This window comes from Photobacterium sp. 1_MG-2023, assembly GCF_030547945.1.
Classification (GTDB): Bacteria; Pseudomonadota; Gammaproteobacteria; order Enterobacterales; family Vibrionaceae; genus Photobacterium.
The window spans coordinates 173,213-186,580 of the sequence record NZ_JAUORR010000001.1 but is presented as its reverse complement, the minus strand read 5'-3'; the positions used below and the strand labels follow the sequence as shown (position 1 = coordinate 186,580).

The window sequence follows — 13,368 nt, the reverse complement described above, 5'->3', positions numbered from 1 at the left end:
GTGTCCGCCTTTGTATAAGGAATGCGCTATGACTCAGCAACTGGTCGGGATCAACCCGCGCCAGCAACAACTCGATAAAATCGTCTTTTTCTGCTCTGTCATTCAGCATGGCTCATTTCGCGAGGCTGCTGAAGTGTGGGGGATTTCTGCGGCGGCTGCAAGCCGGTGGATCAAAGAGCTTGAAGGACTGATGGCTGTTGAACTGATCAAGCGAAGTACCCGGCAACTGGTCCCAACGGATGCCGGTGAGATGTTGTATCAGCGATTTTCTTCTCTGCTGCCTGAAATCGATACCATCTGTTCGGAAGTGGGCAGTATGGCAGATGAGCAGCGCGGGATCATCAGCATTTCTTCAACGCCCTTGTACGCAACGTATTACCTGCGTGAGATTATCGCGGAATATATGGAAATGCACCCGCAGGTGAACTTCAGATTGTTCATTGAAGCCGGAGAAACGGATCCGCTGCATGTTGATTTCATGATTCGTGCCAAGGCCACAAACCGGGAAACGGAAGAAAAAGATTCGTTGCTGATCCGCCGTTTACTGCTGAGTGAGCCTTTGTATGCCTGTGCGTCCCCTCAATATCTCGCCCGGTGTGGTATTCCACTGGAACCTGAATCCTTACGGGAACATCGTTGCCTGTATGCCAGTTCGCTGGTGGGCGGAAACCGATGGTATTTCCGTCTGAACGGTATCAATCGGCCTGTCACGATTAGTGATGCGCTGGAGTGTGATAACAGTGAAATACTGCGTGACATGGCGATTCGGGGCGCAGGGATTGCCTATTTGCCGCATTCTGTCATTAAAGCGGCTATGGATCGCGGGGAACTTCAGGTCTTGCTGACAGATTATGTGGCCAGCCAGTTCGACATCAATCTGTATTTTCGTCCCCGTCACCCGATGCCTGCCCGGTGTCAGGCTTTCAAAGAATATATGTTGCGGCGGACGGAAGAAATCATCATCGAGCAGGGGACCTGTCAGCACAGAATCTAGCGATTCCCTGCGCCCCTTGCGGTCTCATACCAATCGCAGTCAATAACGGGTCATTCTAGCTTGTTAAAATGTTCGATAACTGCGTTGATTTTTTTGTTTGTAGAACAAATGCTTATCTAAATTATCCGCCTTGTGCTCAAACATTTTTCCTGAGCTATTATTGATCACTGACTTACTTTGATTGGTATCAGAGTTTACTGCGAAGGTTTTTGAGCAGAATGGTTTCCAGATCATGTTTGGGTAGAGGCCGGAAAAAGTGGAAACCCTGAATATAGTCGCAGTTGAGATTCGAGAGCAGGGCTGCCTGCTGACGGGTTTCAACCCCTTCAGCGACCACACACATCTTGAGGGCTTTACCCAGATTGATGATATTTTCAATCAGCGTCAGCTGCTTTGGTACTGTCTCAAGATCTTTGATGAAAGCCCGGTCGATTTTCAGTTCATCCAGCGGAAAACGTGCCAGATAAGACAGGGATGAATAGCCCGTTCCAAAGTCATCAATCGACAGAGCAAAGCCAAGCTTTTTGATGGCGTTGAGCATTTGAATCGTGTGTTCATTTTCCCCCATCATGGCGCTTTCGGTCAGCTCGAAGGTGATGTCATTCGGATTTACGCCCGTCGTCCGTTGCAGATCGGCCACGTACTGGATCAGATTGGGATTGCCAAACTGCTGCGGCGACAGGTTAATTGCGACCCGCCCTGGCAGCAGTCCCTGTTGTTTCCAGCGCTTCACCGTTGTGAACACTTCCCGCATCACCACCTTGCCTAGCTGCTCAATCAGGCCTGAGCGCTCTGCAACCGGAATAAATTGTGCCGGACTGATATAGCCTTCAATGGGGTGCTTCCAGCGAACCAGTGCCTCGGCACCATGGATGGAAAAATCCCGGGCACTGACTTTAGGCTGATACCAGACCTCAAGCCCACGGTTTTGCAGGGCTTTCTGTAATTCGATTTCCAGCCAGAGACGCATTCTGGCTTCTTTGTTCATGGTTTCGTCGAAAGTCACCATCCGGTTGCGTCCCCGGTTTTTTGCTTCATACATCGCCGTATCGGCATGCTGGAGCAACATACGCGCGTCGCTGCCATTCCCCGGGTAATTCACCATGCCGATGGAGCAGGCGAGGTGCTTGCTGAAATGCAGCAGATCGAAGGGCTGATTCACCAGCGCAATGATTTTTTTGGAGACCTGCTCACCAATATCGGTATGTGCTGGCTCGGGCAGCAGGATACCGAATTCATCTCCGCCAAGATGGCCAATCACGGCATTTTCCGGCAGCAGTTGCCGCAACCGCTGTGAGATTTCCTGCAGCACACGATCACCGATATGATGACCCAGTGAATCGTTGATATTTTTGAAGTTATCGATATCCAGATACAACATCGCCAGTGGGATCTGGCGTGTGATCATCTGTTCCAGACGGCGACTGAAGCCATGGCGGTTAAACAGCCCGGTCAGGGGATCGGTATGGATCAGTTGCTCGACTTGCTCCGGCTGGACCTGATGGGTCTGGGCTTGCCGCAAGACCACCAGACTGGCTGGGGAACCGACGACTTGCGTATCTTTGAGAATGAGTGTCAGGGCATGCTCTGTCTGGCACTGTGCGCTGGTCAGGCAATGATAGGTTTTCCCATTGCTGAGGGCTGCCAGTTGCTCACCAAACGGGCGGTGATTGCGGCTGTCAATTAAGAGTTGTCCGAGATCTTCGCCCACCAAAGCCTCGGCGGACGCAAATCCCAAAATCTGAGCGGCTGTGGCATTGGCTGAGAGAATCTGATTTTTTTCAATCAGCAGGCAGCCATCACTGACCAGGTGACTGAGCTGGTGGAAGTGCTCTTCCCGCTCTGCGAGTGCATGACTGAGTTGCAGGCGTTCGGAAGTATCGATGGCATGCATCACGATGTGTGTGATCTCTGAGGCATCGTTACGCAGCGGTGACACACTGAAATGCAGGCTGGTGTGGTGGCGGTGTTCATTCAAAATGACTTCGCCTTCCATCGACTCACCGAGTAGCGCACGCTCATAATAAGGCTTCAACGTGGCATAGAATACTGCACCCAGAATATCGGTGTCACACCGCCCCACCAGTTCTTCGCGGCTCAGGCCGCTAAGCTGGCAATAATGGTGGTTTACGGCAACATAACGGTGATCTTTATCCAGAATGGCAAAAAGAAACGGGCTGTTGCCAGTCAGTTGAAAAAACCAATTGTGAATAAGTTCAGTCGGCATGGAGCTATCGTTTGTGTTCGGGGTTCAGCAGACATCAAGGCGATGTCTTCATCTGGGTAAGTCGTATCCGTAATATAACGCCAGAAAAAGCCTGAATGTCAAAAATATCTGTATTTAGGCAATAATTTTGAGTGAAACAGCAAAAAATATGGATTTAATGACATTGGTTACAAAAATGAGACAAACCATCATATATGGGTTGCGTATTAAGGATATGTTTCTAAAGAATAAAGATAACAAAAAGAATGCATCTTGTGCATTCGTTCTGTGGGGGTGCTGTCTTGTTTTCTAGGCATAAATTGGCATATCAGGCCTCCAAACGAAGTGTAATAAAATGTTTAACTGCTGGAATTCTGAACGATATGCCAGGCATGCTGTGCAATCGATGCCATCAGTGATTGCATCTGCGACTCAGTCTGCGTGGCGAAAGAAATCAGAAAAGTGGTTGTTATCCGTATAACCTGACCTCACAATAGGCGCGGTACGTGGGGTTTCCACGGGGTCTGTCGATGGTCGGAACCATCAAACTGAGGAATGCTATGCTGATACGAACTGAAGTGCCGTCGGATATTTTGCCGATCGATGCGTTGCTGAAAGCAACCTTTGAAACACAGGCGGAAGCAAATCTGGTCATGGCATTGCGTGAAGAGGGTCAGAGAACATTATCCTTGGTTGCCTGTACAGATGAGGGTGAGGTGATCGGCCATGCTTTTTTCAGCCCGGTGACTGTCGATGGTCAGGATGATGGCTGGCAGGGGTTGGCGCCTCTGGCGGTAAAATCTGACTGTCAGGGGCAGGGGATTGGTCAGGCGCTGATGCGCGAAGGTGCTGAAATCCTGGCGGAACTGGGATATCCCGTGGTCGTGGTGCTGGGTGATTCGGCATATTATGGTAAAGGTGGCTTTGTCACAGCGGCCAATCATGGCTTGCGATGTTCCTGGCCAGTGCCGGAAGAAGCGTTCATGGTGAGAGAGCTCATTCACGGAACACTGGATCAGCGGCAGGGGCTGGTGGAATACAGTGCCCCGTTTTCGGCGCTGTAATCGGCCGGATATTTACACTCATGACAGATATCAATCAACGATAAAGACTGATGCAACAACGAGATATTCAAATCCTGCAGGAAATGGGGCTGTCCGCATGGCAGATTCGAAAACCCGACTGTTTTCCTTCGCTGACGCAATCGGTCATTGATCTGCCGGCGCAGTGTCGGCTGCTGTTCGTCACAGCAGAAACACTGGACGAACATGATGCCTGGCTGTTCGGAAACATTTTGCGCAGCATGAAACTGACCCCGGAGCAAGCATTGTCCTTACCGCCGCACGCACTCAGTGAACTGGGGAAGCACCATCTGATCTGGTGCTGGTTTGCAGGATGTGATGGTGTCGCACCGAGCGATTGCCGGGTGCTGCATTCTGAATCTCTGCGGTTGATGCATGAAAAGCCAGCCAGCAAAAAAGCCTTATGGCAGCAGATCTGTGCATTCAATGATTGAGTGTATCCCGATGCAGGCGAGGCACCTGGATGCCGTCTGGGCTATCGAGCAATCGGCTCATCCATATCCCTGGACGGAAAATCAGATCCGCGAAACGCCGGGTCGGCTGGCATTGAATCTGACCCTGCTGGTCGATGGCTGCGTGGCTGGTTATTGTTTCGGACAATCTGTCGCTGGCGAGGCAAGTTTACTCAATATTGCTGTCGATCCGCAGTGGCAGGGACGGGGACTGGGACGGCAGTTGCTAAGGGCGTTCATGGTTGCCGCCAAAACGGGGGGAGCGGAGGAAATCTGGCTCGAAGTACGGGCTGGCAATCAGAACGCCAGCCATCTGTATCAGACCTGCGGGTTCGTGCTGATCAGTCGCCGGGAAGGCTATTACCGGGCGGGTGACCTTCAAACGGGCACCGAGCGGGAAGATGCCCTGATCATGAAGGCTGAACTTTAGTTCACGCGAGTTGCAGTGCTGTTTTCCCCGGGCTGACGATGTTCCGACAGTGAATCTGCCAGCGTGATGAAGGCACTCAGGTAATCAATTTCCAGATCCGTTTCCCGGACCCCCAGATGAATGTGTTTCTGGATGCCTGTCTCTCCCAGCCGTACCGCTTTGATCGATAATTTATCCCCATACTCCTTGGCCAGCCATTTCGGCAGGGCCGCAACGCCCCGACCGGCAGCGACCATTTGCAGCATAATGTCTGTAGTTTCAATCAGCTTATGTTTGCGCGGACTGCATTTAGCTGGCGTCAGAAAGCTGGTGTAAATATCCAGTCGGCTCTGTTCGACCGGATAGGTGATCAGGGTTTGATCCAGCAGCATCTCCGGCGCGATATAGTCGGCTTCAGCCAGCGGGCTCTGTGCATCCACCACCAGTACCTGCTCATAGTCGAACACCGGAATATAACGGATGCCCGGCCGCAATAACGGATCCGGCGTCACCAGCACATCGATCTCATATCCGAACAGGGCGCCCAGGCCGCCAAACTGAAATTTCTGTTTTACATCCACATCCACATCCGGCCAGGCTTTGAGGTAAGGGTTCACGACCTTGAGCAGCCACTGGTAGCAGGGATGGCATTCCATGCCGATCCGCAGTGTTCCCCGCTGGCCAGTGGAAAACTGCTGCATCTGCGATTCTGCGTGCTCAAACTGGGGCAATACGCGTTCTGCCAGCCTGAGCAGATATTGTCCAGCCTGCGTAAAGTGAAGGCTGCGGCCAGACTTGGTCCAGACCGGCGTACCGAGCTGCTGTTCCAGCTTTTTCATGCTGTGGCTGAGTGCTGACTGGCTGAGATAAAGGCTGTCGGCTGCGGCGGTCAGTGAGCCTTGTCGGTGGACTTCGCGGAGAATGGCGAGATGGCTGCGCTCTATCATGGTGATCCTTAACTCATGAGTGCTTTTCATAGATTGATGAAATAATGCCATTTTTTTTCATCATCAGATAGCCATAAGATGTCTTCATCAACGACGGAGGACGTATAGATGGCTAAAATTCATAACCTGGGTTTCCCACGTATCGGCGCAAATCGTGAACTGAAATTCGCTTTGGAACAGTACTGGAAAGGCGACACCTCACAGCATGAACTCACCGGGCTCGCAGCCAGCCTGCGTCAGAAGCACTGGCAGCACCAGTCTGAGCTGGATCTGACCCCGGTCGGTGACTTTTCTTTCTATGATCAGGTGCTGGACACCAGTTTTACGCTGGGTCATCTTCCGGCCCGTGTGGTAGGGCTGGATGGGGACGAGCTGGATAATTATTTTCGTGTGGCACGGGGGCGTTCTGCCAACGACAGCGGCTGCAGCTGTGTGCATGCTGGCGAAATGACCAAGTGGTTCGACACCAACTATCACTACATCGTGCCTGAGTTCACCGCAGAGACGACGTTTGAACTCAATCCTGAGCGTCTGCTGACACAGCTGGCTGAAGCACAGGTGCAGGGTGTGGCTGCAAAACCGGTGCTGGTGGGGCCGGTGACTTATCTCTGGCTCGGGAAAGAAAAAGACCACTCAAACAAATTAGAATTGCTGGAAAAACTGTTGCCGGTTTACAGTCAGTTACTGGCATTGCTGGCAGAAAAAGGGGTGGAATGGGTTCAGATTGATGAGCCGATCCTGGTCACTGAACTGTCCTCGGAATGGCAGCAGGCACTGAACAAAGCCTATCAATTTTTGAATCAGGGGCAGGTGAAACTGCTGTTGGCCACCTATTTTGGGGAGCTGAAAGAAAACCGATCCCTGGCGGTGAATCTGCAGGTTCAGGGACTGCATGTTGATGCCGTTCGTGGCCGCAATGAAGTCGAGGCCGTGATTCAGGCACTGCCTGCAGACAAGGTGTTGTCGCTGGGGGTGATTAACGGCCGGAACATCTGGAAAACCGACCTGAATGGCGTGTTGGACTGGTTGGAACCGATTGCCCGGGATCTGGGTGAACGGCTGTGGGTCGCACCCTCGTGTTCATTGCTGCATGTGCCGGTTGATCTGAACAGTGAACAGCAGCTGGATGCGGAAATTAAATCCTGGCTGGCCTTTGCCCTGCAGAAACTGGACGAACTGGCTGTTTTGGCCAAAGCCCTGAATCAGGGGCGCGAGACTGTGGCTCAGGCACTGGCAGAAAACCAGCAGGCGATAGACAGCCGCCGCCAGTCAACCCGCGTGAATCATCCGGCGGTTCAGGCCGCGGTGGCTGCGATAACACCAGCACTTGGGGAACGTCAGCACCCGTATGCGGATCGGATTGCCAAGCAAACTGCGCATCTTAATTTGCCAGCTTTCCCGACCACGACCATCGGCTCATTCCCGCAGACGGCGGAAATCCGTCAGGCCCGCCTGAAATTCAAGAAAGGGGAATTGGATCAGGCGACTTATGTTGCGCAGATGCAGGAAGAAATTGCCCGTGCCGTGCGCGAGCAGGAAGCGCTGGGACTGGATGTACTGGTGCACGGCGAAGCCGAACGGAACGACATGGTTGAGTACTTTGGTGAGCAACTGGACGGCTATGCCTTCAGCCAGTTTGGCTGGGTACAGTCTTATGGCTCCCGGTGTGTGAAGCCGCCGATTCTCTTTGGGGATATCAGCCGTCCGAAAGCCATGACCGTCGCCTGGACTCAGTACGCGCAGTCGCTGACTGAAAAACCGATGAAAGGCATGCTGACCGGCCCGGTCACGATTCTGAACTGGTCTTTTGTGCGTGACGATCAGCCGCGTGCGGTGTCTTGTTACCAGCTGGCACTGGCGATCCGCGAAGAGGTACTGGATCTGGAAAAAGCCGGGGTGAAAGTCATTCAAATTGATGAGGCCGCCTTGCGTGAAGGCCTGCCTCTACGCCAGTCTGAGTGGCAGGACTACCTGAACTGGGCCGTGACATCTTTTCGGATCACTGCCAATGGTGTTGCTGATGAAACACAGATCCATACCCACATGTGTTATTCCGAGTTCAACGATATCATCGCATCGATTGCACAGATGGATGCAGATGTGATCACAATCGAGACCTCGCGCTCAGATATGGAATTGCTCGATGCCTTTGATAACTTCAAGTATCCGAATGAGATTGGGCCGGGCGTGTATGATATTCACTCCCCCAACATTCCGAGCGAAGCGCAGATGGTCAAACTGATGCAGCTGGCTGCAGAGCGGATTTCGGCTGAGCGCCTGTGGGTGAACCCGGACTGCGGTCTGAAAACCCGCCAGTGGGCTGAAGTGGTGCCTGCACTGAAAAACATGGTTGCGGCAGCAAAAACACTGCGTGGCCACGCTTAATACAGTGACGCATATTGAAGGTGTTGATTCCGGGGCTGCACCGACAAGGGCAGCCTTTGGATGATTTTCTGGTTGCATCATGGCGCATGGTGCGGAGAAAGAAAAGAAAGATGAAACGACGCTATTTTTGGATATACCCGTCAGGTTTGAATCCGGGTATTTTTACGGGATGTGATTCAATCAGCTTTAATATCTAACTTAACTATAGATTTATTTATCATTATTTTTAAGGTGTGATTTAATTTGCGTGGCATCAAAAAAATGCTTTTGATTTTTTTACACTTCAGTGAACGCTGTTAAGCTTTGAGTTCATATATTGTGAATGTCTGTTTCCGGACAAATTCAGAATTGCTGTTTCATTTGGGTTGAACCCCGCTGACTTTCAAGCGTTGGGGTGTCATTCTGTTGTTGACGACGTACCGCAAAATCAAATCGCTGTGGGTGAGTAACCTTTTAAATCAGGGAGAGAATGGTGAACGTCAAAAGCTTACTCTGTGGGCCGGCGGAAAAATATGATGTTGTCAGCCGAGCGATAATGACCGGGGCTAGTGTCGCCCATTTTGATTTGGAGGACTCCGTGCCTCTGAACCGGAAATCGGCGACACGCGCTGCGATTCTGAAGCAACTCAAACATGCCATCCCTATCCCGACAGCCGTTCGGATCAATGCTTTGAATACTCAATTTGGCCTTGAGGATATTCTTGGGTTTATTCATCAGAACGTTGCCCCGGATATTATGATTGTGCCCAAAGTTGAATCGCCGGAAACAGCAAAGATAGCCGGTGAAATTTTAAAAGAACATTTTCCGGAAACGCGTATTTTTTGTGTCATTGAAAGTATTAAAGCGCTGAAAAGTCTCGACAGAATCATTCTTGAACCTGATTTTATTCAAGGCATGATTTTTGGCGCTGCTGATTTTTCCGGTGATATGGGCAAAGTTCCGAGTGCCCTCGATCTGACCTATGCCAAAACACAGATTGCTTTGGCGGCGAATCAAATCAATGCGGTGGCCATCGATTCTCCCTGTTTTCAAATTCATGACGTCTTACGCCTGGAAACGGAATGCCTGCAGGCCAGAGCGCTTGGATTTCACGGCAAAATTGCGATTCACCCCGGACAAGTCTCAAGGATTAATCAGGCATTTGCGCCGACCGAGCATGAATATACCTTTTCGAAAAATATCCTCGACACACTGACGGGACCGGATGAGCGCAACTCATCGAGTATTCGCACTGTGGGCGAAAATATGATCGGGCCCCCTTTTATCCGTATTGCAGAAAAGATTGTGAAATCAATGGAGTGAATCGCATGAAAGCCAAAATGCTCAGCCGGTTACAGCCTGTCGGGGAACAACGATATGTCGAGTCCCACGGGCTTTATTATGATGACTTTGAAATTGGCGATATTTACGAGCATCGTCCGGGCAGAACTGTTACGGAAGTCGACAATATCTGGCAATCGCTCATCAATATGAACACCCATCCGCTTCATATTGATGCGGTCTATGCGTCTGAAACTGAATTTGAAAGGCCGCTGGTCTCGAGTCTGGTGACCTTCTCGATCATTGGCGGGCTGAGTCTGGCCAGTACCAGCGCCAGAGCCATTGCGAATCTGGGCTGGAAAAATGTGGCTCTGAAAGCGCCGGTATTTGTGGGTGATACCCTGTATGCGGAATCCAGAATCCTGCATAAGCGCTTGTCGAACTCTCGCCCGAATCAGGGCATCGTCACCGTCGAAACCAAGGGGCTGAAAGACAGCGGGGAAGTTGTACTGATCTGGGAGCGCAGCTTTCTGGTGCCAGTGGATCCGGAATTGCAGGTTCTGCGATGAAAATTTTCCGGGCCTGTGACATCCACCGACTGATTCAGCAGACCGATCTGATTGCATGCTTCACTCAGCAACTGGCTCAGAAACCTGAGGGTATCACGGTGCCGCAGCGGACACTGATGATTGATCCGTCTCCTTTCTCTGTGTTTGGCACCATGCCAGCGAAAGATGATCTTGCCGGTCTCTTCATGGTGAAGAATGCGGCGTTGGTGAGCAGCAATCGCGATGCGACCGTTCATGCCATCACTCAGGTGTTTGATACACACACCGGTGAGCCCGTGGCCATCATGGATGGTGCCGCGATGACGGGCTACCGGACTGCCGGAGTTGCGGCTGCAATCATGCTGCATTGCACGGATGAAGCGGCAGACAATCTGGCCGTGCTGGGTGCAGGTCTTCAGGCCAGACATCACCTGATGGCTGTGTTTGCGGTGAGGCGAATCCGGGAGGTCAGCCTGTACTCAAGAGGACAGGAAAGATTGCGGGCATTGCAGCACTGGATAGAACAGACTTATCCCGAAGTCCGTGTCCGTCTGGCGGGTTCAGCGGCAGACTGCGTTGCCGGGAAGTCACTGGTGGTTGCCGCCACTACCAGTCGGGAGCCTTTGTTCTCTATGGACGGGCTGGCCGCCGGAGCACATGTCAGTCTGATTGGTGGCCATTCGCTGGAAAGCCGGGAACTGAGTCATGCCGATATGTTCCGGTACAGGGTGATCACTGAAGACCGGGCGTTTGCGATGGCAGAGGCTGGGCATTGTCATGCCGACTGTCTGGAGCCTCATGAGCTGTTTCAGATAGATCGTTCGGACCTGGCAGCTCAAAAGACAATTTTCAGCTCGGTGGGTACCGCCCTGATGGATCTTTATTTCGTCCGGTTTTTACTGGATATCAGCAAGAACGTATCGCTTTCACAACTCTCAATAACGGACTGAGGCCGTGAATCATGAATCAATATTCAAACCTGAAAAAGATGATTGAACTCGCTGAAGAGGCATGGACTGCTGCATCCTCCAATGGCTTAACCCATATCCGAACCCGCTATACCGAGGGAAGCCAGCTGGTGACGGGAACGGGGCATGAGTTTATCAATATGTGCTCCTGTTCTTATCTGGGACTGGATAAACATCCTGCGATTATTCAGGGCGCCATTGATGCGTTAACTGAGGAAAAGGTGGTGATCTTACCGACGTCCAGAACCCGGATTGGGTTGTCATTGCTGGATGAAACTGAAACCGATCTGCGTCGGCTTTTTCAGGCTGAGGCGATTGTAACCCTTTCCTGTGCTGCCGCGTCCAGTGGGATGTTACCTTTAATTGCATCAGGTGCCCTGAGTCAGCAGGAAAAGCCCCTGATGATCTTTGACCGCTATGCTCATTTTTCAATGAATCATCTGAAGTCCGGTTGCGGTGATGAAACGGATATCCTGACCTGTCCTCATAATGATTTGGCCTGGATTGAGACCGAACTGAAGAAAGCGAATGGTCGTCCTGTATTTTATATTGCGGACGGCGCTTACAGCATGGGGGGCTATACGCCGATTGAAGACCTCAAAGTGCTGCAGGAAAAATATGGTCTGTATCTGTATTTTGATGACTCTCATTCCATCAGTATGTACGGCAATCAAGGCGTGGGGTTTGTCCGTTCGAGCTATGACACTTTGCATCCGCGTACCATTATTGTCGCTTCGTTAGGGAAAGCTTTCGGGGCGACAGGCGGGCTGGTGCTGCTGGGGGATCCGAAAATGCGCCGGGCCATTGAGATTTATGGCGGCCCGCTGGGGTGGTCGCAAACAGCCAATGTCCCGGCGTTGGGCGCGATCAGAGCCTCGGTCCGGATTCATGAATCGGATGAACTGGTCACTTTACAGCGCAAGCTTGCCGGGATCATGAATACGTTTGACGAGCTGATCCCGACCGAAAATGCCTTGAACAACCTGCCCATTCGCGTGGTGGATCTCAACGACGCGGAACGCGCGATTGAAGCGTCTGCAGAAATTTACCGGCGGGGATTTTATACCTCGGCGGTGTTCTTTCCGATTGTCGCCCGAGGGCGTGCCGGGTTGCGAGTGATGGGGCGTGCCGATCTGGCCCATGAAGATATCGCAGCATTTTGTCGGGCGGTGGCTGATTTTCAGTAGCGTGAATGGCAGGGGGCAGACGGTGTCCGCTTGCCCCTGCGTCCGATTCAGCCGATGTGCGTCTCGAGCCCTGACAGCCGGTGCCAGTAGCCGTTACATTGCAGACGATCTGGCAAGGCAAGCTGCGGGGATTGCCGTTCAGCCGCTTTGAACGCCTTCAGCGTGTCCAGAGTTTCAGGGCCAAGCGGGCTGAGACGCACCACATCCACCAGCCCCTGCATGCCGGACAAATCATTGATCAGGTTGTAACAGTAACCGGACTGCGTCTGAATGCCGTTCAGGGTGAACAGACGTTGTCCCTCCTGACTGTGGGCGGCCAATCCGTCCGGATACCGGATACAGCAGGTCTCACATTCATCTTTGCCCCGGCCTTCTGCCCGGGCAGTAAAACACCGGGCGGAATAGGCCAACGGCAGATAGCCATAACTGAAGACTTCGGTTTCAAACTGGTGGCGGATCTTCAGCGCCTCACAATCCTGAAGCAGGGTTTGAAGCCATGCCCGTGAAAGCTCGACCGGCATGCACCAGCGGATCATCCCGAGCTTCAGAAAATGTTGCAGGGTCTGCGCGTTGTAGCTGTTGATCGCCGGGCCCACCACAAACGGCACCTTGTGCTGATGCGCGAGATGAATGGCGGCGACATCGTTCGCCTCGATGGTGAACGCACCGTTGTTGATATAGTCTTTCAGGACACGGACTTCGCTGGGTGCTTCGAGCAATGCCTGAGTCGAAAGCACCACTTCTTTACCGTGGTCGGCCAGAGCCCGGGCGAGATCCAGCCAGTCTTTGACTTTCATCTCCCGTCGCTTGGCACAGACGGTTTCTCCCAGATAAACCACATCGGCATTGCTGTGACAGGCTTGCTCATAAAATTGCGAAACGTCTGCTTTGGGCCAGAAATACAGCAAAGGTCCAAGGGAATACTTCAT

12 protein-coding genes are annotated in these 13,368 nt (G+C 52.2%); 9 read left to right on the top strand and 3 right to left on the bottom strand.

Features of this window, described 5'->3' with window-relative positions; all coding sequences use genetic code 11:
- Nucleotides 1-28: 28 nt before the first annotated feature.
- The gene (locus Q4579_RS00805; RefSeq protein ID WP_303560891.1) at nt 29-994 is read left to right on the top strand and encodes a LysR family transcriptional regulator; all 966 of its coding nucleotides are present in this window, start codon (nt 29-31) and stop codon (nt 992-994) included.
- 187 nt (nt 995-1,181) lie between these two features.
- Here the strand turns inward: Q4579_RS00805 and Q4579_RS00800 are convergent, their stop codons facing one another.
- Nucleotides 1,182-3,221: a bifunctional diguanylate cyclase/phosphodiesterase gene (locus tag Q4579_RS00800; RefSeq protein WP_303560890.1), complete on the bottom strand. Its 2,040-nt coding sequence runs from the start codon at nt 3,219-3,221 to the stop codon at nt 1,182-1,184.
- A 539-nt stretch (nt 3,222-3,760) separates the two neighbouring features.
- On the opposite strand from Q4579_RS00800, the gene Q4579_RS00795 reads away from it, so the two are divergent.
- Genes Q4579_RS00795 through rimI form a run of 3 tightly spaced genes read left to right on the top strand, consistent with a single transcriptional unit; the run spans nt 3,761 to nt 5,164 of the window.
- Nucleotides 3,761-4,264 carry a GNAT family N-acetyltransferase gene (locus tag Q4579_RS00795; RefSeq protein ID WP_303560889.1) on the top strand — a complete coding sequence of 168 codons (504 nt, stop codon included), beginning with the start codon at nt 3,761-3,763 and terminating at the stop codon, nt 4,262-4,264.
- Between the two features lie 50 nt (nt 4,265-4,314).
- Nucleotides 4,315-4,716: a DNA polymerase III subunit psi gene (locus Q4579_RS00790; protein ID WP_303560888.1), complete on the top strand. Its 402-nt coding sequence runs from the start codon at nt 4,315-4,317 to the stop codon at nt 4,714-4,716.
- A complete protein-coding gene (gene rimI, locus Q4579_RS00785; RefSeq protein WP_303560887.1) occupies nt 4,709-5,164 on the top strand; it encodes a ribosomal protein S18-alanine N-acetyltransferase in 456 nt (151 codons plus the stop codon). The genes Q4579_RS00790 and rimI overlap by 8 nt, the downstream gene beginning before the upstream one ends.
- Here rimI and Q4579_RS00780 read toward each other — a convergent pair.
- Nucleotides 5,161-6,141, bottom strand: coding sequence for a LysR family transcriptional regulator (locus tag Q4579_RS00780; protein WP_303560886.1), 981 nt, complete (start codon nt 6,139-6,141; stop codon nt 5,161-5,163). The genes rimI and Q4579_RS00780 overlap by 4 nt on opposite strands.
- Before the next feature lie 57 nt (nt 6,142-6,198).
- Between Q4579_RS00780 and metE the strand changes: the two genes are divergently transcribed.
- The 5 genes from metE to Q4579_RS00755 all read left to right on the top strand — a co-directional run bounded on the left by metE (nt 6,199) and on the right by Q4579_RS00755 (nt 12,439).
- The gene (gene metE / locus Q4579_RS00775; RefSeq protein ID WP_303560885.1) at nt 6,199-8,475 is read left to right on the top strand and encodes a 5-methyltetrahydropteroyltriglutamate--homocysteine S-methyltransferase; all 2,277 of its coding nucleotides are present in this window, start codon (nt 6,199-6,201) and stop codon (nt 8,473-8,475) included.
- Between the two features lie 469 nt (nt 8,476-8,944).
- Nucleotides 8,945-9,778, top strand: coding sequence for a CoA ester lyase (locus tag Q4579_RS00770; protein ID WP_303560884.1), 834 nt, complete (start codon nt 8,945-8,947; stop codon nt 9,776-9,778).
- 5 nt (nt 9,779-9,783) lie between these two features.
- A complete protein-coding gene (locus tag Q4579_RS00765) occupies nt 9,784-10,305 on the top strand; it encodes a MaoC family dehydratase (RefSeq protein WP_303560882.1) in 522 nt (173 codons plus the stop codon).
- Entirely contained in the window at nt 10,302-11,234 is a 933-nt protein-coding gene (locus Q4579_RS00760) for an ornithine cyclodeaminase family protein (RefSeq protein ID WP_303560880.1), read from the top strand. Before Q4579_RS00765 ends, Q4579_RS00760 begins: the two co-directional genes overlap by 4 nt.
- An 11-nt stretch (nt 11,235-11,245) precedes the next feature.
- The gene (locus tag Q4579_RS00755) at nt 11,246-12,439 is read left to right on the top strand and encodes an aminotransferase class I/II-fold pyridoxal phosphate-dependent enzyme (protein ID WP_303560878.1); all 1,194 of its coding nucleotides are present in this window, start codon (nt 11,246-11,248) and stop codon (nt 12,437-12,439) included.
- A 47-nt stretch (nt 12,440-12,486) separates the two neighbouring features.
- Here Q4579_RS00755 and Q4579_RS00750 read toward each other — a convergent pair whose 3' ends face one another.
- Nucleotides 12,487-13,368: a U32 family peptidase gene (locus tag Q4579_RS00750; protein WP_303560877.1), complete on the bottom strand. Its 882-nt coding sequence runs from the start codon at nt 13,366-13,368 to the stop codon at nt 12,487-12,489.

Bases quoted from the DNA above. Each gene is read 5' to 3' on its own strand.
- Q4579_RS00780 (WP_303560886.1), bottom strand. From the start codon at position 6,141: ATGGCATTATTTCATCAATCTATGAAAAGCACTCATGAGTTAAGGATC.
- Q4579_RS00765 (WP_303560882.1), top strand. From the start codon at position 9,784: ATGAAAGCCAAAATGCTCAGCCGGTTACAGCCTGTCGGGGAACAACGA.
- Q4579_RS00770 (WP_303560884.1), top strand. From the start codon at position 8,945: ATGGTGAACGTCAAAAGCTTACTCTGTGGGCCGGCGGAAAAATATGAT.
- rimI (WP_303560887.1), top strand. From the start codon at position 4,709: ATGATTGAGTGTATCCCGATGCAGGCGAGGCACCTGGATGCCGTCTGG.
- Q4579_RS00755 (WP_303560878.1), top strand. From the start codon at position 11,246: ATGAATCAATATTCAAACCTGAAAAAGATGATTGAACTCGCTGAAGAG.
- Q4579_RS00805 (WP_303560891.1), top strand. From the start codon at position 29: ATGACTCAGCAACTGGTCGGGATCAACCCGCGCCAGCAACAACTCGAT.
- Q4579_RS00760 (WP_303560880.1), top strand. From the start codon at position 10,302: ATGAAAATTTTCCGGGCCTGTGACATCCACCGACTGATTCAGCAGACC.
- metE (WP_303560885.1), top strand. From the start codon at position 6,199: ATGGCTAAAATTCATAACCTGGGTTTCCCACGTATCGGCGCAAATCGT.
- Q4579_RS00750 (WP_303560877.1), bottom strand. From the start codon at position 13,368: ATGAAGTATTCCCTTGGACCTTTGCTGTATTTCTGGCCCAAAGCAGAC.
- Q4579_RS00795 (WP_303560889.1), top strand. From the start codon at position 3,761: ATGCTGATACGAACTGAAGTGCCGTCGGATATTTTGCCGATCGATGCG.
- Q4579_RS00800 (WP_303560890.1), bottom strand. From the start codon at position 3,221: ATGCCGACTGAACTTATTCACAATTGGTTTTTTCAACTGACTGGCAAC.
- Q4579_RS00790 (WP_303560888.1), top strand. From the start codon at position 4,315: ATGCAACAACGAGATATTCAAATCCTGCAGGAAATGGGGCTGTCCGCA.